General features: G+C 38.0%; 20 protein-coding genes. 8 read left to right on the forward strand and 12 right to left on the reverse strand.

The window, feature by feature from the left end; genetic code table 11:
• Positions 1-59: 59 nt before the first annotated feature.
• Positions 60-257, reverse strand: coding sequence for a DUF951 domain-containing protein (locus tag CZ487_RS25830; RefSeq protein WP_077215219.1), 198 nt, complete (start codon positions 255-257; stop codon positions 60-62).
• 341 nt (positions 258-598) lie between these two features.
• On the opposite strand from CZ487_RS25830, the gene yyaC reads away from it, so the two are divergent.
• On the forward strand, positions 599-1,222 hold the full coding sequence (gene yyaC / locus CZ487_RS25835; protein WP_077215220.1) for a spore protease YyaC: 624 nt from the start codon (positions 599-601) through the stop codon (positions 1,220-1,222).
• A 51-nt stretch (positions 1,223-1,273) separates the two neighbouring features.
• On the opposite strand, the gene CZ487_RS25840 is transcribed toward yyaC, so the two are convergent.
• The 11 genes from CZ487_RS25840 to rpmH all read right to left on the reverse strand — a co-directional run bounded on the left by CZ487_RS25840 (position 1,274) and on the right by rpmH (position 11,926).
• Positions 1,274-1,993: a DUF554 domain-containing protein gene (locus tag CZ487_RS25840; RefSeq protein ID WP_077215221.1), complete on the reverse strand. Its 720-nt coding sequence runs from the start codon at positions 1,991-1,993 to the stop codon at positions 1,274-1,276.
• Between the two features lie 126 nt (positions 1,994-2,119).
• Positions 2,120-2,980: a ParB/RepB/Spo0J family partition protein gene (locus tag CZ487_RS25845; RefSeq protein ID WP_077215222.1), complete on the reverse strand. Its 861-nt coding sequence runs from the start codon at positions 2,978-2,980 to the stop codon at positions 2,120-2,122.
• A complete protein-coding gene (locus CZ487_RS25850; RefSeq protein WP_077215223.1) occupies positions 2,973-3,734 on the reverse strand; it encodes a ParA family protein in 762 nt (253 codons plus the stop codon). The genes CZ487_RS25845 and CZ487_RS25850 overlap by 8 nt, the downstream gene beginning before the upstream one ends.
• Before the next feature lie 355 nt (positions 3,735-4,089).
• Positions 4,090-5,001, reverse strand: a complete 912-nt coding sequence (gene noc, locus CZ487_RS25855) for a nucleoid occlusion protein (protein WP_077215224.1) — start codon at positions 4,999-5,001, stop codon at positions 4,090-4,092.
• Between the two features lie 137 nt (positions 5,002-5,138).
• Positions 5,139-5,855, reverse strand: coding sequence for a 16S rRNA (guanine(527)-N(7))-methyltransferase RsmG (gene rsmG / locus CZ487_RS25860; RefSeq protein ID WP_077215225.1), 717 nt, complete (start codon positions 5,853-5,855; stop codon positions 5,139-5,141).
• 137 nt (positions 5,856-5,992) lie between these two features.
• Positions 5,993-7,882 carry a tRNA uridine-5-carboxymethylaminomethyl(34) synthesis enzyme MnmG gene (mnmG, locus tag CZ487_RS25865; protein WP_077215226.1) on the reverse strand — a complete coding sequence of 630 codons (1,890 nt, stop codon included), beginning with the start codon at positions 7,880-7,882 and terminating at the stop codon, positions 5,993-5,995.
• Between the two features lie 96 nt (positions 7,883-7,978).
• Positions 7,979-9,364 (reverse strand): tRNA uridine-5-carboxymethylaminomethyl(34) synthesis GTPase MnmE, encoded by a 1,386-nt coding sequence (mnmE, locus tag CZ487_RS25870; RefSeq protein WP_077215227.1) that lies wholly within the window; start codon positions 9,362-9,364, stop codon positions 7,979-7,981.
• A gap of 376 nt (positions 9,365-9,740) precedes the next feature.
• On the reverse strand, positions 9,741-10,355 hold the full coding sequence (gene jag / locus CZ487_RS25875; protein WP_077215228.1) for an RNA-binding cell elongation regulator Jag/EloR: 615 nt from the start codon (positions 10,353-10,355) through the stop codon (positions 9,741-9,743).
• Positions 10,352-11,131: a YidC family membrane integrase SpoIIIJ gene (gene spoIIIJ / locus CZ487_RS25880; protein WP_077215229.1), complete on the reverse strand. Its 780-nt coding sequence runs from the start codon at positions 11,129-11,131 to the stop codon at positions 10,352-10,354. Before spoIIIJ ends, jag begins: the two co-directional genes overlap by 4 nt.
• A 158-nt stretch (positions 11,132-11,289) precedes the next feature.
• Entirely contained in the window at positions 11,290-11,658 is a 369-nt protein-coding gene (gene rnpA / locus CZ487_RS25885) for a ribonuclease P protein component (RefSeq protein WP_077215230.1), read from the reverse strand.
• Between the two features lie 133 nt (positions 11,659-11,791).
• Complete coding sequence (gene rpmH / locus CZ487_RS25890) at positions 11,792-11,926, reverse strand: 50S ribosomal protein L34 (protein ID WP_077215231.1); 135 nt, start codon at positions 11,924-11,926, stop codon at positions 11,792-11,794.
• A 682-nt stretch (positions 11,927-12,608) separates the two neighbouring features.
• Here rpmH and dnaA point away from each other — a divergent pair.
• The 7 genes from dnaA to gyrA all read left to right on the forward strand — a co-directional run bounded on the left by dnaA (position 12,609) and on the right by gyrA (position 21,894).
• Positions 12,609-13,955 carry a chromosomal replication initiator protein DnaA gene (gene dnaA / locus CZ487_RS25895; protein ID WP_077215232.1) on the forward strand — a complete coding sequence of 449 codons (1,347 nt, stop codon included), beginning with the start codon at positions 12,609-12,611 and terminating at the stop codon, positions 13,953-13,955.
• 234 nt (positions 13,956-14,189) lie between these two features.
• Entirely contained in the window at positions 14,190-15,326 is a 1,137-nt protein-coding gene (gene dnaN, locus CZ487_RS25900) for a DNA polymerase III subunit beta (RefSeq protein ID WP_077215233.1), read from the forward strand.
• Between the two features lie 148 nt (positions 15,327-15,474).
• Positions 15,475-15,687 carry a S4 domain-containing protein YaaA gene (gene yaaA / locus CZ487_RS25905; protein ID WP_077215234.1) on the forward strand — a complete coding sequence of 71 codons (213 nt, stop codon included), beginning with the start codon at positions 15,475-15,477 and terminating at the stop codon, positions 15,685-15,687.
• A gap of 19 nt (positions 15,688-15,706) precedes the next feature.
• Positions 15,707-16,825 (forward strand): DNA replication/repair protein RecF, encoded by a 1,119-nt coding sequence (gene recF / locus CZ487_RS25910; protein ID WP_077215235.1) that lies wholly within the window; start codon positions 15,707-15,709, stop codon positions 16,823-16,825.
• Between the two features lie 10 nt (positions 16,826-16,835).
• Complete coding sequence (remB, locus tag CZ487_RS25915) at positions 16,836-17,084, forward strand: extracellular matrix regulator RemB (RefSeq protein ID WP_077215236.1); 249 nt, start codon at positions 16,836-16,838, stop codon at positions 17,082-17,084.
• 116 nt (positions 17,085-17,200) lie between these two features.
• The gene (gyrB, locus tag CZ487_RS25920) at positions 17,201-19,123 is read left to right on the forward strand and encodes a DNA topoisomerase (ATP-hydrolyzing) subunit B (RefSeq protein WP_077215237.1); all 1,923 of its coding nucleotides are present in this window, start codon (positions 17,201-17,203) and stop codon (positions 19,121-19,123) included.
• 197 nt (positions 19,124-19,320) lie between these two features.
• Positions 19,321-21,894 (forward strand): DNA gyrase subunit A, encoded by a 2,574-nt coding sequence (gyrA, locus tag CZ487_RS25925; RefSeq protein ID WP_077215238.1) that lies wholly within the window; start codon positions 19,321-19,323, stop codon positions 21,892-21,894.
• The last annotated feature ends 57 nt before the right edge of the window (positions 21,895-21,951 follow it).

The raw sequence follows: 21,951 nt of genomic DNA on the forward strand, positions 1-21,951 counted from the left end.
AATTTAAAGGATTAAAATATAAGAATATAACATCTCTAACTAAAAAAGAAGCATAAAGATTACTCTTCATACTTCACTAACACTTTTTTCAATTTACGGGAAAACTCTTTTCGAGGTATTAGTACGCTGTGGGAACATCCTTCACATTTAATTCGTATATCCATTCCTAAACGAATAATTTTCCAGCGGTTTGTACCGCATGGATGCTGCTTCTTCATCTCTACTACATCATTTAAGCCAAATTCTTTTTGCTCCATTGATTAATCCTCCTTTAAACCAACTCTATTAACCAACTTATTATAAGAGAGTAGAGTTATTTTCGAACTGTTAGGCATTTTTGAGCCCCTATTTCTATATTTTATTTTAACAATTTTTCCATAGAGTTTGTAGAAAATAAGTTTCTTCTTTGTCGATTATAGCCCTTTCAGCTTTTTTCAATACTTATAGAAAAGAAACAATACCTACATCTTATTCATTACATTGGTAAAAATGTACTGAAATAAAACTTTCAGTATATTTTCATAATTATCCCAAGTAGTATGTATACATTTCAATATTTTTCCGTATACTGTTACTACTATATGGAGGGAGAGGACCAATGAATCTTAAATCTAGCTTGTTCGATAAAAAAGATAGCGCTGAATCGAGGATCATGTTCGATGAACAAAATGCATCCAAAAAGATTGCAAATGAACTTATTTCCATTTTGCCTGCGCGGCTGGTAAACCGCCCAATTGTTTTTGTATGTATTGGTACCGATCGTTCAACTGGTGACTCCTTAGGCCCTCTAATCGGTACACTGCTTGAAGAAAAAGCAAACTCACCTTTTCACATTTATGGTACGTTAGAAGATCCAATCCATGCCGTTAATCTAGAGGATAAGATAAATGAAATTAAAGAAAAGCATCTTAACCCACTTATCGTCGGAATTGATGCTTGCCTTGGCAGACTAAAAAGTGTCGGTTACATTCAAATTGGCAGCGGGCCTGTTAAGCCTGGTGCAGGTGTTAAAAAGGAATTGCCAGATGTAGGAGAATACCATATTACAGGTATCGTCAACGTGAGCGGATTTATGGAATTTTTCGTCCTGCAAAATACAAGATTAAATTTAGTTCTAAAAATGGCAAAAGTTATTGCCAATGGGATCCACGAGGCAAGCACCGTTTATCGCCCGGCTTGGAGAGAGCTGAAACTCGATTATGACCAAGAACAAATCACTTAAAAAGCTCTAGCGCTTAAACTTGCGCTGGAGCTTTTCCTTGCTGCATATAAGCTAACCTATTAAAGGCTGAACATAATAAATAATCGTCACTATAAAAGCCACTACAGCAATTCCTGGAAGCAAATTTGCCACACGAATTTTCGTCAGGCCTAGGAGATTAAGGCCAATAGCAACAATCATTGCCCCACCTGTAGCCGTCATCTCTGCAATGAAGCTGTTCAATAATAATTCCGGAACAACTTGATTAATTTGCGTCGCGAATAAAGCAATCACTCCTTGATAAATAACAACAGGAATAACAGAAAATATGACTCCAACGCCAAGAGTGGTGGTTAAGATGATTGCCGTAAAACCATCAATGATTCCTTTCGTATAAAGCACATCATGGTCTCCTCTTATCCCGCTGTCGAGTGCACCAATAATAGCCATAGCTCCAATGACGAATATTAATGTGGCTGTTACGAATCCTTGTGCAATACTACCCTGCCCATCATTCTTCCCAACCTTTTTTTCAATCCATTCTCCAAGGGCGTTCAGCTTTCGATCTAAATCAAAGTACTCTCCAATCACAGCACCAAAAACTAAACTTATAATCACAATCAAGAAATTTGCACTTTTAAAGCCCATTTGCATCCCCAAGATCATAACTGCTAGTCCAATAGCGTGCATGACTGTACTTTTCATTCCTTCAGGAATTCGGTTTAAAAATTTTCCTAATATAACACCAATGATAATAAGTAGTCCATTTACAATCGTTCCTAAAAGAAACATAGGTTTCACCACATCATTCAGAATATTTCAAAAAACTATTAAATAGATTAACACGAAATTTAGTGTTTTGAAAGCAGTTTTTGTTAAATACTTTATAGCAAAAAAATAAACCATCTCATTGATGGCTTAAGAAGATTGATTCGATTGCAGCAATTCGAGAATTCTTTCTAAATCTTCATTTGAGAAGAATTCTATTTCAATTTTCCCTTTCTTCTTTGGATCACTTTGTTTTATATTGACGGTTGTCCCAAATCGTTCCCGTAAAAAAGATTCTCTTTCGCGAATAAAGATATTCTTTTCGGGCTTTGGTTTTTTCGTTTCACGTGAAACACCTTCATTTATTTCGCCAATGAGCTTTTCAAGTTGACGAACATTCAAACCTTCTTTTAGTATTTTCTCTACAACTAGATTTAGTTTCTCTTTCTTTCGTAACCCCAATAGTGCCCGGCCATGTCCCATTGAGATCTTCCCTGATGAAATAAGGTCTTGAATTTTTGCTGGTAATGATAGCAGGCGTACATGGTTAGCAATATGAGGACGGCTTTTACCTAGTCTTTTCGCTAATTGTTCTTGTGTAAATGAAAGTTTCTCCATTAATAGCTGGTAAGCAGCCGCTTCTTCAATTGGAGTCAAATCTTCCCTTTGAAGATTTTCCAACACAGCTAGTTCCATCATCTGCTGTTCAGAGAGCTCTCTGATGACAACAGGTATGGTTTCCAGCTTCGCTTCCTTCGCGGCACGATAACGTCTTTCTCCTACGACAATTTCATAACCTTTAATGCTTTTTCGAACAATGATCGGCTGGAGAATTCCATGTTCTAAGATGGAATCTTTTAATTCTTCAATCGCTTCTTTTTCGAATGTTTTCCGAGGTTGGTACGGATTCGGGCGCAGCTCTTTCAAACTTACTTCCCTAACAGTTTCTTCTTTCTCCGGTTCTATGTTAGCAAAAAAAGCATTTAAACCTTTTCCTAATCCTTTAGCCATGTACAGCCACTTCCTTTGCTAATTCTAAATATACTTCAGCCCCTCTAGACTTTGGATCATATATAATGATGGGTTCACCATGACTCGGTGCTTCGCTTAGTCGAACATTTCTAGGGATTACAGTCTGATAGACTTTATCCTGAAAATACTTCTTCACTTCTTCAATAACTTGAAGACCTAAATTAGTTCGGGCGTCGAGCATCGTCAGCAATACACCTTCAATTTTCAGTTCATGATTTAAGTGCTTTTGCACGAGACGAACGGTATTTAGAAGCTGACTTAACCCTTCTAGAGCATAATACTCACATTGAACGGGAATCAGCACAGCATCAGAGGCAGTTAAAGCATTTAAGGTTAACAACCCTAAGGATGGCGGGCAATCTATTAAAATATAATCATATTGATCTTTCACTTCTTCTAAAGCCCGTTTCAAACGTACTTCTCTCGAAATAGTCGGTACAAGTTCAATCTCGGCACCTGCTAACTGAATGGTTGCGGGGATTGCATGTAAATTCTCAACAGATGTCGGAAGAATAACCTTAACGGCTTCCACGTCATCCACTAGTACATCGTAAACACATTGTTCAATATCTGCTTTTTCCAAACCTACACCACTCGTGGCATTCCCTTGGGGGTCAATATCAACCAATAAAACTTTTTTCCCTATGTATGCTAAGCAGGCGCCTAGGTTGACAGAAGTAGTCGTTTTACCGACTCCCCCCTTTTGATTTGCAATTGCAATAACTTTGCCCACGGTGTCACCTACCTTCATTTCCTAAAAAGTGAATCTTCATCAGAGTTTGCATTCCCCGATGTTAGATGATTTGTTTGATTCTTAAAACTCCAAATATAGACATCACCATTTACTTCAATAGATTCTCACAATCATGTATTCTATTTTATCATGAAAAAGAATCAGAAATTAGTTTTTCTTAAAATTCCCATATACAAAAGCGGAAGCGCCTTCAGAACAAGTAAAACCCACTTATTCTCCGAGGCAACCTCAGAGAATCATTCTATAGCAGTCAGATTGAAAAGGTGCTGGAACTGGATGAAAAAAAAATATGAGAAACCAAACTTTTTCGTTTAATTTCTCATCTCATGAAGATCTATTTTTTCTTTGGAATTTTTATCGTGAATTGATAATATTCTTCGAATTCTTTTTCTTCCGCGTCCAAATTAATTCCGCTATCAGAAACCATTGATAATGATTGCCTGATGGTATTAACGGCTATCCGCATATCTTTGCTAAAAGCTTTTCTTTTTGGCTTCGGTTTTTCTGCCCCTTTTTCTAATAGCTTAACGACACGTTCTTCGGTCTGTTTCACATTTAGGCTTTTTTCAACTATTTCTGCTAGCAGTTGAATTTGCTTTTCATGATCTTTAAGGGGAATAAGAGCACGGGCATGACGTTCTGAAATGGATTTCTTCAAAACTGCATCTTGAACTTCTTGCGGCAGCTTTAATAAACGAAGCTTGTTGGCAATGGTGGATTGTCCTTTTCCAAGCCTCTGCGCAAGCGCCTCCTGCGTTAAATTATGGAGTTCTAGTAATTTCCCATACGCAACCGCCTCTTCAATCGGAGAAAGCTCTTCTCGTTGAAGATTCTCAATAAGCGCTACAGATGCTGTTTCTGTATCGGTCATATTCTTGACAATTGCCGGAACTTCATCCCAGCCAAGCTTTTTCATCGCCCGCCATCTGCGTTCCCCTGCTATAATTTCATACTTTCCCTTTTCAAACTCCCTAACAACAATAGGTTGAATGATCCCATGAATATGAATCGTCCGGGAAAGCTCTTCTATCTTATCTTCCTCAAAAACCGTTCTCGGCTGAAAACGATTTGGTACGATATCCTCAATAGGAATTTTCCTAATTTCTTCATTTCCCCTAGTTGATGTTATATCCGTTTGCTCTCCTGATTCCGTTTCAGCTTGCTGATCCTTTTCAGCTTGTTGTTCCTTTTCAGCTTGTTGTTCCTTTTCGCCTAGGCCAAAAAAGCGTGTGAAAGTCTGCTTCATCACCTTGCACCACCTTTACGAAACTCCCTAACTTAAGAATTCTCTATAAAATGATTAGTTCCTGCAACTATTAAAAAACGTAACAATAGAATTCTACTCTACTAAAATTATGCCATAAATTTGACAAAAAAGGTACTCTATTCAATAGGAGATTTATTTGGTGTACCTGGTTTCCTTGGATATTTCTTTGGAGTAGCTTTAACTTTCTTAATAACAATAATGTTTCTTTCACTTTCCTCAATCGGAAGCGTGAAAGAAAAAGTCTCTTCTATTTTCCCGCCAAAAGCAGCAATCGCCTTTTTACCTGCATTCATTTCATCTTCTGCATGTGCCGCTTTCATCGCAATAAAGTTTCCGTCCATTTTAACTAACGGAAGGCAAAGTTCACTTAATACAGACATACGTGCTACAGCTCTTCCAGTTACAACATCATAGCTTTCGCGATGTTCCGAATTTTGTCCGAAGGTTTCAGCACGGTCATGTATAAAGCGGACATTCTCCAGCTGCAATTCTTTTGCCAAATGCTCCAAAAAGCCTATTCGCTTATTCAAAGAATCAACAATCGTTACATGTATTTCTGGAAAGGCAATTTTAATAGGAATGCTTGGAAAGCCTGCTCCTGCACCCACATCACATACTGTTAACGGTCTATTAAAGTCAAAATAAAAAGCCGCTGAGATGGAATCATAGAAGTGCTTTAAGTAGACCTCTTCTTTATCAGTAATCGCCGTCAAGTTCATTTTTTCATTCCACTCTACTAATGTGCTGTAGTAGATTTCAAACTGACTCATTTGCTTTTCGGAAAGAGATACCCCTTTTTCTGAAAGGGTACGTTTAAATTGTTCCGTATTCATACATGGAGTCCTCCTTTCTGACTGTGATTTCATTATGTAAAAGAGAGAGAAAACCTCTCTCTATAAGTAGTATTTTAAAATTATTGCCCGGACAATATTTTCGAAAATACTCGTAACCGAAGCGGAAGTTTCATCCCCTACTGATTTGAAACTCGTGCAATTCTCCCTTGTTCTAAATAAACAAGAAGAATAGAAATATCCGCTGGGTTAACCCCTGAAATACGAGAAGCCTGAGCAATCGATAACGGAAGTACCTGCTTCAATTTTTGTCTTGCCTCTGTAGCAAGACCTGAGATGGCATCATAATCAATATCAACCGGTATTTTTTTATTCTCCATCTTTTTCATGCGATCTACCTGCTGCAGAGATTTTTCAATGTATCCTTCATATTTCACCTGAATCTCAACCTGCTCTTTTACCTCTTGATCTAAAGGCAGATCAGAAGGAACGATCTTTTCAATATGTTCATATGTCATTTCCGGCCTTTTTAAAAGGTCAGCCGCTTTAATTCCATCTTTTAATTCGCTGCCGCCTTGGCTCTTAATCAATTCTTGAACCTCTTGTTTAGGTTTGATAATAATGGATTTCAAACGTTCTTTTTCAACTTCAATGGCTTCCTTTTTCTGAAGGAATTTCTGATAGCGCTCTTCTTTGATCAGCCCTACTTTATAACCGATTTCTGTCAAACGCAGATCCGCATTATCATGTCTAAGTAATAAGCGATACTCTGCACGAGAAGTCAAAAGACGATAAGGCTCATTTGTGCCTTTTGTGACTAAATCATCAATTAACACACCAATATAAGCATCGGAACGGCTTAAAATCACTTCTTCTTTGCCCAGCGCTTTTCTTCCGGCATTTATTCCAGCCATTAAACCTTGACCAGCCGCTTCTTCGTAACCTGACGTACCATTAATTTGTCCAGCAGTATAAAGGTTTTGAATTCTCTTTGTTTCAAGCGTTGGCCAAAGTTGCGAAGGAACAATTGCATCATATTCAATCGCATAACCTGCCCGCATCATCTGAGCCTTTTCAAGACCTGGAACCGTTCTTAAAATTTGATGCTGAACTTCTTCCGGCAAGCTCGTTGACAGTCCTTGGACATACACTTCATTTGTATTTCTTCCCTCAGGCTCCAAGAAAATTTGATGTCTAGGCTTATCATTAAAGCGGACAACTTTATCCTCAATAGAAGGACAATAACGAGCGCCCGTTCCCTTAACCATTCCAGAAAACATCGGGGATCGATGTAAGTTTTGATCAATGATTTGATGCGTATGCTCATTTGTATAGGTGAGCCAGCATGGCAATTGATCGGTGATATACTTTGTTGTCTCGTAAGAAAAGCCTTGAGGTTTATCATCCCCAGGTTGAATTTCCGTTTTGCTGTAGTCGATTGTATTACTATTTACCCTTGGCGGTGTACCTGTTTTAAATCGAACTAAATCAAAACCAAGCTTTTCAAGATGTTCCGAAAGCCTAATCGAAGGCTGCTGATTATTCGGACCGCTAGAATATTTCAGATCCCCGATGATGATTTCTCCTCTTAAGAAAGTCCCTGTAGTAATCACGACCGTTTTTGCGTAATAAGCAGCGCCGGTTTTGGTGACAACCCCTTTACAAACATCATCTTCAATGATTAATTCTTCTACCATTCCTTGAACTAGCGTCAAATTAGGCTCATCTTCCAATGTCCTTTTCATCTCATGCTGATAAGCAAATTTATCGGCTTGAGCTCTCAAAGCACGAACTGCAGGTCCTTTTCCTGTGTTTAACATCCGCATCTGTATATGAGTTTTATCAATATTTTTACCCATCTCTCCGCCTAGAGCATCAATTTCTCGAACAACAATTCCTTTTGCAGGACCTCCAACGGATGGATTACATGGCATAAACGCCACCATATCTAAATTTATTGTAATCATTAACGTTTTCGCACCTTGGCGTGCAGCAGCTAATCCTGCTTCACACCCTGCATGCCCAGCGCCAATGACGATGACATCATATTTCCCAGCCTCGTATTGCATTACGCTGCCTCCTCGTTTCTACTGCATAATTATCGACAACTACCATCTGCGGCACTTTCCTTTAACAACGGCTGACGGTTAGTTGGACCCATTCTTTTATTTTCCTAAACAAAACTGTGAGAACAACTGGTCAATCAAACTATCATGAACACTTTCACCGATAATTTCCCCAAGAAGCTCCCATGTACGTGTTAAATCTATTTGAACGATATCAATCGGAATTCCTGATTCTACTCCATTTATAACCTCTTCAATTGCGTTAAGAGATTGATTCAATAGTGCGATATGGCGGCTGTTCGAAACATAGGTCATATCACCGGCTTCAATTGAACCCGCAAAGAATAGCGAAGAAATCGCTTCCTCTAGTGCATCTACTCCGACATCTTCTAAAAGTGAAGTCGTCACAAGCTTATGCTCACTAGCCAATTCTTTTACTCTTTCCATGTCTATTTTCTGCGGCAGATCTGTCTTATTGACGATTACAATCGTATCCATTCCTGCTACCGCTTTAAAAATATTTTCGTCTTCTACTGTCAGTTCATCCGAATAATTTAAGACAAGCAAGATTAAGTCAGCTTCTTTCAGAACCTGCCTTGATCGTTCGACACCGATTCGTTCAACAATATCCTCTGTTTCACGAATACCAGCTGTATCTAATAGTCTTAATGGTACCCCCCTGACATTGACGTATTCCTCGATTACGTCACGAGTGGTTCCTGGAATATCCGTCACAATCGCTTTATTTTCATGTACTAAGCTGTTCAGTAGAGAAGATTTTCCGACATTTGGCCGGCCAACAATGACAGTTGATAACCCTTCCCGCAAAATTTTCCCTTGTTCGGAGGTTTGAAGAATCTTTTTAATCTCTCCTTGGATTTCTTTTGCTTTATTAATTAACAGCTTATGAGTCATTTCTTCGACATCATCATATTCGGGGTAGTCAATATTTACTTCAACTTGCGCCAGTGTCTCTAAGATATCTTGACGAAGTTTTCGAATCAGCTTCGAAAGACGGCCTTCCATTTGTCCTAAAGCAACATTCATAGCCCGATCTGTTTTTGCACGAATGAGGTCCATTACCGCTTCGGCCTGTGATAAGTCAATCCGTCCATTCAAAAAGGCCCGCTTTGTAAACTCACCTGGTTCCGCCAATCTTGCACCAGTCTTTAGCACTAGCTGCAAAACACGATTGACCGAAACAAGCCCTCCATGACAATTAATCTCAACAACATCTTCCCTTGTGAATGTCTTCGGACCCTTCATAACAGACACCATAACTTCTTCAGCTACTTCGTTTGTTTTCGGATCAACTAACTGCCCATAATGAATAGTATGCGTAGCTGCATCATTAAGTTTTTTCCCGCCTTTTCCGCGAAAAAGCTGGTCAGCAAATTCAATCGCCTGGTCCCCACTTAAGCGAACAATCGCAATAGCACCCTCACCCATTGGTGTTGATATTGCTGCGATAGTATCAAATTCCACTTCTTCCACCTCTCTTTACACAAAAAACAATCCTATCTAAATAAATCTTATTTGTACTGTATTTCCCAAAATAATAGGATAGCATATGCCCGTATTTTTAAAAAGATTTACATACTACAGTTATCCACATTTTTTGCCATTAATATGCTTTATTTTAGCTTATCCACATGTGAATAACAATAAATTCAAATAACCACTCTATTATCATTAGCATGAAAGCCATTAGAAAATCACAATTTACCTTCAATACTGGCATAAATCAGTGTCTTTTTTTATACTTTAATCAGTCAAAGACGGTTCTTCCTTAAAGTGCAAAAAAACACTGTATTCGAAAAAGTCGAATACAGTGTTTTTTGTTTTAATCATTCATATTCATTTATTTAGGTGCAATTACAATATGTCTGTTCGGTTCTACACCATCTGAATAAGTCTTAACGCGGTTATTACTCATTAAAGCAGTGTGAATCACTTTCCGCTCATAGGATGGCATTGGTTCTAAGGCCACTTTATGACCTGTTTTAAGAGCTTTTTGAGCAAGACGACCCGCCAGCTGAGTTAATGTATCATTTCTTCTTTTCCGATACTCTTCTGCATCAAGCAAAACATTTAGATATTGATCAGAATGACGATTAATGACAAGCTGCGTCAAATACTGAAGTGAATTTAAGGTTTGTCCTCTTTTTCCAATCAATAGAGCAATTTTCTCTCCTGATAAAGTAAATAAAACCTGTTTTCCTTCTTTTTTTACTTCAATGTTAACTGCTACGCCCATTTTTTCACTAACATCTGTTAAAAATTTCTCTGCTTCTTCAATCGGATCAATAATTTTTGTTACCTTTACGGTTGCTGGACGCGAACCAAAGCCAAAAATCCCCTTTTTTCCCTCATCTAGGATGGTAATTTCCACAGAATCTCTAGTAGTTTGTAACTGAGCTAAAGCTGATTTTACTGCTTCTTCGACATTTTGTCCTGTAGCAGTTACTTCTTTCACTTTTTTGCTCCTCCCGCTTTACTAGTTTCCTTTGCATTTTTCAAATCTGGACCCTTAATAAAGTATGTTTGCACGATCATAAACAAGTTTCCTACTACCCAGTAGAGTGACAATGCAGCCGGGAAGCTGATAGCGAAAATAACAATCATGATCGGCATCATCCAAAGCATCATCGCCATTTGAGGATTTTGATTGGCTGTTCCTGCCATCATCATTTTTTGCTGAATAAAAGTTGTGACCCCAGCAATAATTGGCAATAAGAAGTACGGATCCGGTGAACCTAAGTCAAACCATAAGAAATTATGTTCAGCTATCTCTCTAGTACGGGAAATCGCATGATAAAAACCAATAAGAATTGGCATTTGAATCAAGATCGGGAAACATCCCGCTAACGGATTAATTCCATGTTTTTGAAACAATGCCATTGTCTCTTGCTGAAGCTTTTGTTGTGTATTGGCATCTTTAGAGCTGTATTTCTCTCTAAGCGCTTGCATTTCCGGCTGAATAGCCTGCATCGCTTTCGAACTCTTTGTTTGTTTGATCATTAATGGCAAGATCACCAGTCGAATAATAATCGTTACAATAACAATGGATAGACCAAAGCTGCCACCTGCAAATTCAGCAACCCATACAATAAACTGGGATAACGGGTAGACAATATACTCATTCCAAAAGCCTTTGCTTTCAGGAGTGATTGGTTGATTATACTCCATACACCCGGTTAAAAGGACAGTAAGCATAATAAGTCCAGTCACAAGAAAGATTCTCTTTTTCAACCGTTTATTCCTCCTTATATGTAATCAATTTTAAATTTTCACTTACCCTTATAAAATTATATCAATTCTATTAGAGATAATATCTTATTATGTAATCCACATTGTATTGTACCATCTTTTAATAAGCATTGCCCCAGAAAAATGGGCAGTTTCAAAATTTATTCGTTGTGTTTCGTCTCGGTGTATTTTCTGCTTAACGCTTTTGAAAGTTTTAAGACATGAACTAAGCTGCTTTTTATTTCAAAAAAGTTCATTTCCGATGCTGGTTTACGGGCAATGATAATATAGTCATACTCGTTTGATAACTCTTCCTCAAGTTCAAGAAAGACTTGCCTTATGTATCTTTTTATTTGATTGCGAGTGACAGCATTTCCTAACTTCTTACTGACAGAGAGTCCTATTCTAAAATGTTCCTGTCCTGGCTTTTTCAAAGAATAGACAACAAATTGACGATTCGCAAAAGACTTTCCCTTTTTGAATGCCTCCTGAAATTCCTTATTCTTTTTTACTCTATACTCTTTTTTCACCGTTCTAATCACCTTCAATCATCGATTGATCGGTTATGAATTTTTTCACAACGTTAAAATTATCATCTTTCATATAGCTATCTATACATAAAAATTCGGAACATGAGAAAAAAGACCACTGAAAATCAGTGGCCTAAGCAGATAATACTTTTCTTCCTTTGCGACGACGACGAGCTAGAACTTTACGTCCGTTTGGAGAGCTCATTCGACTGCGGAATCCATGAACCTTACTTCTTTTACGCTTATTTGGTTGAAACGTTCTTTTCATTATATGACACCTCCCTGAGGAATTGCTGTTACAGACAGTCTGTATAATTATATAGACTGAACCCGGAAAATGTCAACCACCGTTTTAAAATTCATGAATGAGAAGATCCAAATACAATAAAACTTCCATCCACTGCAAATTATTATCTCCTCTTTATAAAAAGATTATTTATTTCTATTAGCAAATACACATACTAGAAATCGTAGAACCAGAACCTTTATTAGGAAAGTATTTTCTTACGTGAAAACCTCGCAACTAGTCACTTGTGCATAACTTTCGACATGTTTTTTATTATCCACAATACATATTGACAGCTTTTTCACAGACTAAGTCCATGTGGATAATTTTTTTACACAGCTTGTACCTCTTGTGGATAAAGTAAGAAAAACCATTGCAACAGTAAGGATTATTTGATATTATATTTGTGTTTTCACTATGGATAGATTCCTGTGCATAATATCTTTATCCACAGAATGTGGATAACATGTGGATACTTTATTCACCCCTTATGTAAAACTTTGTCCACAGCTGGTGGATACTGTCGAAAATCTACTTTCTATCTTATTATATGTTTTTCCACAATCTAAGTTTCGTATAATGATAAATTAACATTAAGATTAACGGGCAGGCCCCCCACTGATGGAAGCTCCACTTTATCATTCGAAAGAAGGAGGGAAATCTATTGGAAAATATTGCGGACCTTTGGAATAATGCTCTTGCCAGTATTGAGAAGAAAATCAGCAAACCTAGCTTCGATACCTGGCTTAAGTCAACGCAGGCCCATTCTCTTCAACGGGATACCTTAACAGTAACCGCTCCGAACGAGTTTGCGAGAGATTGGTTAGAAGAGCGTTATTCCGAACTTATCTCCGGTATTTTATACGAAATTACTGGCGAAGAACTCGGAGTTAAATTTATTATTCCGCAAAATCAAAATGAAGAAGATATTAATTTACCAAATCCTCCAAAAAAGCTAACGAAAACAGACGAACAGCCGGAATTTCCGTCTACCATGCTGAATCCAAAAAATACTTTTGATACATTCGTTATTGGATCCGGTAACCGTTTTGCCCATGCAGCTTCTTTAGCTGTAGCAGAAGCACCAGCTAAAGCTTATAATCCATTATTTATCTATGGGGGCGTTGGTCTAGGAAAAACCCATTTAATGCATGCAATTGGCCATTATGTTCTGGAGCATAATCCAAACGCCAAAGTAGTTTATTTGTCTTCCGAAAAGTTTACGAATGAATTTATTAACTCTATTCGTGATAATAAAGCCGCAGAATTTCGAAATAAATATCGAAAAGTCGATGTCCTTTTAATAGATGATATTCAGTTCTTGGCTGGAAAAGAATCAACTCAAGAGGAATTTTTCCATACTTTTAATACATTGCATGAAGAAAGTAAGCAAATAGTGATTTCTAGTGACCGGCCTCCAAAAGAAATTCCGACATTGGAGGATCGTTTACGTTCACGTTTTGAATGGGGACTTATAACGGATATTACTCCGCCTGATTTGGAAACGAGGATCGCAATCCTTCGGAAAAAGGCAAAAGCAGAAGGATTAGACATTTCGAATGAAGTAATGCTTTATATTGCGAATCAAATTGACTCAAACATCCGTGAGCTAGAAGGTGCACTCATACGTGTTGTTGCTTATTCATCCCTTATTAATAAAGATATTAATGCGGATCTCGCAGCAGAAGCGTTAAAAGATATCATTCCAAGTTCAAAGCCTAAAGTTATTACGATCCTGGATATTCAAAGGGTCGTTGGAGAATTTTATAATGTAAAGCTTGAGGATTTTAAGGCAAAAAAGCGCACAAAATCAGTTGCATTTCCAAGGCAGATTGCCATGTACCTTTCCAGGGAATTAACGGATTTTTCATTGCCTAAAATCGGCGAAGAGTTTGGCGGACGTGACCACACTACCGTGATCCATGCTCATGAAAAAATATCAAAGCTTTTACAAAGTGATTCACAGTTCCAACAGCAGCTGAAAGAAATCAACGAGCTTTTAAAAATCTAATGAACTAGTGTTTTCTGAGTTGAACGATTCGGAGACCTATTTTTTTTTAGTGAAAACTGTGAATAACTCAGCATACTTTACACACAGTCTGTCCACATGTTGATAGACTGTGTTTCCATTGAAAAATTCCGGTTATCCACATGTTAACAGGCCCTACTAGTACTTCTATTATTTTTTAAAATAATAATTATATATAAATAAGCATCTAAATAAAGTTAATCGGAGGATTAAATAATGAGATTCATAATCCAAAGGGATCGTCTTGTTCAAAGTGTTCAAGATGTTATGAAAGCAGTAACGAGCAGGACAACTATCCCGATTTTAACAGGAATAAAGATGGTTGCATCACATAACGGAGTCACTTTAACAGGCAGTGATTCTGATATCTCTATTGAATCATTCATTCCCAATGAAGAAGAAGGCCAAGAAATCATAGAAATGAAAGATACAGGTGCAATCGTTCTTCCAGCACGTTTTTTCAGTGATATCGTAAAAAAACTACCAACTGATACGGTAGAAATCGAAGTTCAAAGTAATCTGCAAGTCGTGATTCGTTCTGGTAAATCTGAATTTAATATTAATGGACTTGATGCTGAAGAGTATCCTCACTTACCACAAATCGAAGGAGAAGATAGTCTTCAAATTCCAACTGATTTATTGAAAGCGATGATTCGCCAAACCGTTTTCGCAGTGTCCACCTCAGAAACACGCCCGGTGTTGACAGGTGTAAACTGGAAGGTAGAAAACAATGAATTAATCTGTATTGCAACAGATAGCCATAGACTTGCATTGAGAAAAGCAAGGATTGAAATGGATACCGATGAAACTTACAATGTTGTGATTCCAGGGAAAAGCTTAAACGAACTAAGTAAGATTCTCGATGATCATAATGACAGTGTTGATATTGTCATCACGGAAAACCAAGTATTGTTTAAAGCAAAGCATTTACTATTCTTCTCAAGATTATTGGAAGGGAATTATCCAGATACCTCTAGATTGATTCCTAATGAAAACAAAACTGAAGTAGTCGTGCACACAAAGGAATTTTTACAGTCAATTGATCGTGCTTCATTATTGGCTCGTGAAGGAAGAAATAATGTCGTGCGGCTTACAACACTAGAAGGACAAACGATAGAAGTGTCTTCCAATACCCCTGAGATTGGTAAAGTTGTTGAAGAACTGCAGGCGGAATCCGTTGAGGGAGAAGAGTTAAAGATTTCATTTAGTGCCAAGTATGTCATGGATGCCTTAAAGACACTTGAAGGTTCCGAGATTAAAATTAGCTTTACAGGAGCGATGAGGCCGTTCTTAATACGTCCAATCAATGACGATTCTATTCTTCAGTTAATTCTACCTGTTAGGACATATTAAAAATAAAACTAGCAGAAGCTGTCAGCTGACCTGGCAGCTTTTTTCTGTAATTTTTTAAGAACAAGTAAATTTCCTGTCTTTTCTTTGTGTATAAGTCAATTATTTAGTAAAATAAAAGAAAAACCATTATTAAGAAAAGAGTGAAAGCGTGGAAAAAGAGATCAGCATAGATTCTGAATTTATTACATTAGGACAATTTCTTAAGCTCGCTGAATTAATCGATTCAGGTGGAATGGCTAAATGGTTTTTAAGTGAATATGAAGTCTTTGTAAATGGTGAACAAGATCAGAGAAGAGGAAGAAAGCTCCGCACTGGGGATTCTGTTGAAATTCCAAATATTGGATCCTTCACGATTTGCTGAGAAAAAGGATGTACTTTTTATGTATATTAAGCATTTACGCTTAAAAAATTATCGGAACTATGAAGAGCTTGAAGTATCTTTTGAAAATAAAGTCAATGTGATCCTTGGAGAAAATGCTCAAGGAAAGACAAATGCAATGGAATCTATCTATGTTTTGGCGATGGCAAAATCACATCGAACATCGAATGATAAAGAACTTATTCGCTGGGACGAAGAATATGCTAAAATAGAGGGTAGGGTTCAAAAAAGTAACGGTTCTATTCCTATGCAGCTTGTTATTTCAAAGAAGGGCAAGAAAGCAAAATGCAACCATATTGAGCAGCGAAAGCTAAGCCAATATGTAGGTAATATGAATATTGTAATGTTCGCGCCTGAAGACCTCCATTTAGTTAAAGGGAGTCCACAAGTAAGGCGTCGTTTTATTGATATGGAAATTGGGCAAGTCTCTCCAGTTTATCTGCATGATATTGGTCAGTATCAAAAAATACTGCAGCAGAGGAATCACTATTTAAAACTCCTGCAAACGAGCAAACAGCGTGATATGACAATGTTGGATATTTTAACAGAGCAGTTTATAGGCATGGCTGTAAAAATTGTTGCAAAGCGGTTTGAGTTCCTTCACTTGCTTGAAAAATGGGCTATTCCTATACATGAAGGTATATCACGCGGCTTAGAAACGTTAAAAATTCAGTACAAGCCATCCGCAGATGTATCAGAAGACCAAGTTTTGTCGAAAATGATAGAAGTATATGAGGATAAATTTGCCAAAGTAAAATCAAGAGAAATTGATAGAGGTGTTACCTTGTTTGGCCCGCATCGAGATGATCTTGTCTTTTTTGTAAATGATCGCGATGTGCAAACATATGGATCACAAGGACAGCAAAGAACGACTGCACTATCAATCAAACTTGCTGAGATTGAATTAATTCATTCTGAAATAGGCGAATATCCTATTCTGTTGTTGGATGACGTCCTTTCAGAACTGGACGATTACCGCCAATCCCATTTATTAAATACCATCCAAGGTAAAGTTCAAACATTCGTTACCACCACAAGCGTGGAAGGTATTGACCATCAAACCTTAAAAGAAGCATCTACCTTTAAGGTCGACTCGGGGGTTCTGAAAAAATTCGGATGAGGTGAGGACAATGTATGTTCATGTAGGTGAAGATATCCTCGTTAGGACCAAGGATATTGTTGCAATTATTGATAAAGATACGGTGAAGACATCACAGGTTGTGAAAGAATATTTAAATGGTCAAAACGAAAATATCGTTCATCTCGCTAAAGGCTCATTTAAGTCTCTAGTGGTTACTACAGATAAAATATATTATTCACCTTTAGCTTCTGGAACATTAAAAAAGCGGTCTTCTAATCTCACCGTTCAAGAATTTTAATGATTAATTGTTTATGAGCTTGACTGAAACAAGGGTCAAGTTTTTCTCAGTATTAAAACAAAACGAAGATATCTTCGAAACGTTAGTTTAAGAAAGTGTAGGTGATCGTTGTGGCAATGGAACAAGAAGCAGTCAAAGGACAGTCCTACGATGAGAGTCAGATACAAGTTTTGGAAGGTCTTGAAGCTGTCCGGAAGCGTCCGGGAATGTACATTGGATCCACAAGTGTCAAAGGACTCCACCATCTCGTTTGGGAAATCGTTGACAATAGTATTGATGAGGCATTAGCAGGTTATTGTTCGGAAATTAATATTTTTATTGAAGAAGATAACAGCATAAAAGTAGTTGATAATGGACGTGGAATTCCAGTTGGAATCCATGAAAAAATGGGAAGACCAGCCGTAGAAGTAATTATGACCGTTCTCCATGCCGGCGGGAAGTTTGGAGGAGGAGGATACAAAGTATCAGGCGGTCTCCATGGTGTAGGTGCCTCTGTAGTAAATGCTCTTTCTACTTCGCTTGAAGTATATGTCCATCGTGATGGAAACATCTACTACCAAAAGTTCGAAAGAGGGGTTCCGAGTGCGGATCTGAAAATAATCGGAGAAACGGACCACACAGGAACAACGATTCATTTTAAGCCTGATCCGGAAATCTTTACTGAAACAACAGAATATGATTACGATATTCTTTCTACCCGGGTTAGAGAGCTTGCCTTCTTAAATAAAGGACTTACGCTTACGATCGAAGATAAAAGGGTTGAAAATAAGCAGAATGAATATCATTATGAGGGCGGAATTAAATCATATGTGGAGCATTTAAACCGTACCAAGGAAGTGCTTCATGAAGAGCCAATCTTTGTTGAAGGCGAAAAAGATGGAATCTCCATAGAAGTTTCTCTTCAATACAATGATGGCTACACAGAGAATATTTATTCATTTGCGAACAATATTCATACGTATGAAGGCGGTACGCATGAGTCGGGCTTTAAGACGGCACTAACGCGAATCATTAATGATTATGCTCGTAAAAACGGTTTATATAAAGAAAGCGATGCAAACCTTTCTGGTGATGACGTCCGGGAAGGCTTAACGGCCATTATTTCAATTAAACATCCGGACCCGCAATTCGAAGGGCAAACGAAAACAAAGTTAGGTAATTCAGAGGTTCGGACAGCTACAGATACAATTTTCTCAGAACTCTTTGAGAAGTTCTTACTTGAAAACCCGACTACTGCGAAAAAAATAGTTGAAAAAGGGTTAATGGCTGCTAGGGCAAGATTGGCTGCGAAGAAAGCGAGAGAGCTGACTCGTAGAAAAAGTGCACTAGAGGTTTCAAGTCTGCCAGGAAAACTAGCAGATTGCTCTTCAAAGGATCCGTCTATTAGTGAACTGTATATCGTTGAGGGTGACTCAGCGGGGGGTTCTGCTAAACAAGGCCGTGACCGTCATTTCCAAGCGATCCTGCCATTAAGAGGTAAAATTCTAAATGTGGAAAAAGCGAGATTGGATAGAATCCTTTCAAATAACGAAGTAAGAGCAATGATTACTGCTTGTGGAACTGGTATTGGTGAAGAATTTGACATTTCGAAGGCTCGTTATCATAAAATTGTCATTATGACAGATGCCGATGTTGATGGGGCACATATTCGAACATTATTGTTAACATTCTTCTATCGCTATATGAGGAAAATTATCGAAGCTGGTTTTATTTATATTGCCCAACCGCCTTTATATAAAGTCCAGCAAGGTAAAAGAGTTGAATATGCCTATAATGAGAAGGAGCTTGAGCGGATTTTCGCAGAACTTCCAAGTCAGCCAAAGCCAAATATCCAGCGATATAAAGGTCTTGGAGAAATGAATCCTGAACAATTATGGGAAACAACCATGAATCCAGAGACAAGAACCATGCTCCAGGTAAGCTTAGAAGATGCTATTGAAGCGGATGAAACCTTTGAAATTCTGATGGGTGATAAGGTAGAACCTCGCCGTCATTTCATAGAAGAAAATGCTCAATACGTTAAGAATTTAGATATATAAAGCATTATGCGTTACAGCCTTGTCGGAGCTATAGAACTAGCTTTGCCTGTACAAGCGGCTACTGAATTAAATGTTTTATTTTAATTACAAGGATAGCAGGTACAGCCTCTATCCTTGTTTATGGTATAGATACAATACATTAAGTAATGATTATGCCCCTAAGAATATAAGTCTTTCCTAAAAAGGAGGTTTCAAAAATGTCTGAAACACCTAGTTCTCAAATAAAAGAAATTAATATAAGTCAGGAAATGCGGACATCTTTCTTAGACTATGCGATGAGTGTTATTGTTTCACGGGCCCTTCCGGATGTGCGTGATGGTTTGAAGCCGGTTCACCGTCGTATTTTATATGCTATGCACGATCTTGGTATTCATGCGGACAAGCCGTATAAAAAGTCTGCTCGTATTGTTGGTGACGTTATTGGTAAGTATCACCCGCACGGCGACTCTGCTGTTTATGAAACAATGGTGCGGATGGCCCAGGATTTTAACTATCGTTATATGCTTGTTGACGGTCATGGTAACTTTGGATCAGTCGATGGTGATTCAGCTGCAGCGATGCGTTACACTGAATCGCGCATGTCAAAGATATCAATGGAATTATTAAGAGATCTTAACAAAGATACAATTGATTATCAAGATAACTACGATGGTGAAGAAAGAGAACCAGTTGTTCTCCCTGCACGTTTTCCAAATCTATTAGTAAATGGAACTAGTGGTATAGCGGTAGGGATGGCAACGAATATCCCTCCTCACCAGCTGGGTGAAGTAATTGATGGTGTGTTGGCTATCAGTCATGACCCTGATATCACTACTCAAGAACTAATGGAAATTATTCCAGGCCCCGACTTTCCAACTGCAGGATTAATTCTCGGCAGAAGCGGAATTCGGAAGGCTTATGAAACTGGTAAAGGTTCTATTACGCTGAGAGCTAAAGTTGAAATTGAACAAAAAGCCAGTGGGAAAGAAGTTATCATCGTTAGGGAAATTCCTTATCAAGTAAATAAAGCAAGATTAATTGAAAAAATAGCTGAACTGGCCCGCGATAAAAAAATCGATGGCATTACCGATCTTCGTGATGAATCAGACCGAAAAGGAATGAGAATTGTTATTGAAGTACGTAAGGATGCAAATGCAAATGTACTTCTAAACAATCTTTACAAACATACGGCACTGCAAACTAGTTTCGGAATCAATATGTTAGCATTAGTAGATGGCCAGCCTAAAGTATTATCCTTGAAGCAATGTCTGCAGCACTACTTAGCGCACCAACAAGTAGTTATCCGCCGCAGAACAGAGTTTGAACTTCGTAAAGCTGAGGCAAGGGCACATATTTTAGAAGGACTGCGTATTGCATTAGATCGTATTGATGAAATCATTAGTTTAATCCGCAGCTCGCAAACTACAGATATTGCACGAACAGGCTTAATGGAGCAATTTGGTTTATCTGAAAAGCAGGCGCAAGCGATCTTAGATATGCGTCTACAAAGGTTAACAGGCTTAGAACGTGAAAAAATTGAAGAAGAATATCAAAATTTAGTTGCACTTATTGCTGAGCTAAAAGCAATTCTTGCAGATGAAGAGAGAATTCTAGAAGTAATCCGTGAGGAACTAACAGAAATAAAGGAACGCTTCAATGACGAACGCCGTACAGAAATCGTAACAGGCGGTATTGAAAATATTGAAGATGAGGACTTAATTCCTCGTGAAAATATTGTCGTAACCATTACTCATAATGGTTATGTTAAGCGTCTGCCTGTTTCGACTTATCGTGCCCAAAAGCGCGGTGGCCGAGGCGTTCAAGGGATGGGAACAAATGAGGATGACTTTGTAGAACATCTTATTACTACTTCAACCCATGACACCCTTTTATTCTTTACAAATAAAGGGAAGGTTTATCGAGCAAAGGGTTATGAAATTCCTGAGTTTTCAAGAACAGCAAAAGGAATTCCAATTATTAATCTTTTAGAGGTTGATAAAGGCGAATGGGTAAACGCTATTATTCCTGTTTCTGAATTCGCCGATGATTGGTTCTTGTTCTTTACAACAAAAGAAGGAATTTCGAAAAGATCACCTTTAAGCTCTTTTGCACATATTCGAAACAATGGATTAATAGCGTTAAACTTGCGGGAAGGCGACGAATTAATCTCCGTTCGTTTAACGGACGGCAGCAAGGAAATTATCATCGGGACCAAAAATGGAATGCTGATTCGTTTCCCTGAAACAGACGTTCGTTCTATGGGCAGAACTGCTACTGGTGTGAAGGGTATTAGTATTGATGACTCGGATGAGGTAGTTGGGATGGAAGTTCTCGAGGACAACACTGATATCTTAATAGTTACGAAAAAAGGGTACGGAAAAAGAACCAATGCTGAAGAATATCGTATCCAAGGCCGTGGCGGTAAAGGGATTAAAACATGTAATGTAACAGATAAAAATGGAGATCTTGTTGCCATGAAGGCTGTTACAGGTGAAGAGGACATTATGATTATCACTACAGGTGGTGTCCTTATAAGGATGGCTGTAAGTGATATTTCCACAATGGGACGTAATACTCAAGGTGTCATCCTTATCCGTCCTACTGAAAATGAACATGTATCGACTGTAGCGGTGGTTGAAAAAGAAGATGAGGAAGCGCTGCTTGAGTCAAATGACAATGCAGATTCCAATGATAATACTGAATTGGAAGCAAGTGGCGAAGAATCATCACAAGAAGTTGAATCAGAAAATGATATAACTCCAGATGAAGGCAATGAACCTGCTGACGAATAATTAATATATATATAAGCTGCAGAATCAAAATTGATTCTGCGGCTTTTTTATTTTCGG

It is taken from the genome of Robertmurraya dakarensis (genome assembly GCF_900156875.1).
Taxonomy (GTDB): Bacteria; Bacillota; Bacilli; order Bacillales; family Cytobacillaceae; genus Robertmurraya; species Robertmurraya dakarensis.

Excerpts from the sequence above, each read along its gene's own strand:
- CZ487_RS25830 (WP_077215219.1), bottom strand. The coding sequence starts at position 257 with ATGGAGCAAAAAGAATTTGGCTTAAATGATGTAGTAGAGATGAAGAAG.
- yyaC (WP_077215220.1), top strand. The coding sequence starts at position 599 with ATGAATCTTAAATCTAGCTTGTTCGATAAAAAAGATAGCGCTGAATCG.
- CZ487_RS25840 (WP_077215221.1), bottom strand. The coding sequence starts at position 1,993 with ATGTTTCTTTTAGGAACGATTGTAAATGGACTACTTATTATCATTGGT.
- CZ487_RS25845 (WP_077215222.1), bottom strand. The coding sequence starts at position 2,980 with ATGGCTAAAGGATTAGGAAAAGGTTTAAATGCTTTTTTTGCTAACATA.
- noc (WP_077215224.1), bottom strand. The coding sequence starts at position 5,001 with ATGAAGCAGACTTTCACACGCTTTTTTGGCCTAGGCGAAAAGGAACAA.
- rsmG (WP_077215225.1), bottom strand. The coding sequence starts at position 5,855 with ATGAATACGGAACAATTTAAACGTACCCTTTCAGAAAAAGGGGTATCT.
- mnmG (WP_077215226.1), bottom strand. The coding sequence starts at position 7,882 with ATGCAATACGAGGCTGGGAAATATGATGTCATCGTCATTGGCGCTGGG.
- rpmH (WP_077215231.1), bottom strand. The coding sequence starts at position 11,926 with ATGAAAAGAACGTTTCAACCAAATAAGCGTAAAAGAAGTAAGGTTCAT.
- dnaN (WP_077215233.1), top strand. The coding sequence starts at position 14,190 with ATGAGATTCATAATCCAAAGGGATCGTCTTGTTCAAAGTGTTCAAGAT.
- recF (WP_077215235.1), top strand. The coding sequence starts at position 15,707 with ATGTATATTAAGCATTTACGCTTAAAAAATTATCGGAACTATGAAGAG.
- remB (WP_077215236.1), top strand. The coding sequence starts at position 16,836 with ATGTATGTTCATGTAGGTGAAGATATCCTCGTTAGGACCAAGGATATT.
- gyrB (WP_077215237.1), top strand. The coding sequence starts at position 17,201 with ATGGAACAAGAAGCAGTCAAAGGACAGTCCTACGATGAGAGTCAGATA.
- gyrA (WP_077215238.1), top strand. The coding sequence starts at position 19,321 with ATGTCTGAAACACCTAGTTCTCAAATAAAAGAAATTAATATAAGTCAG.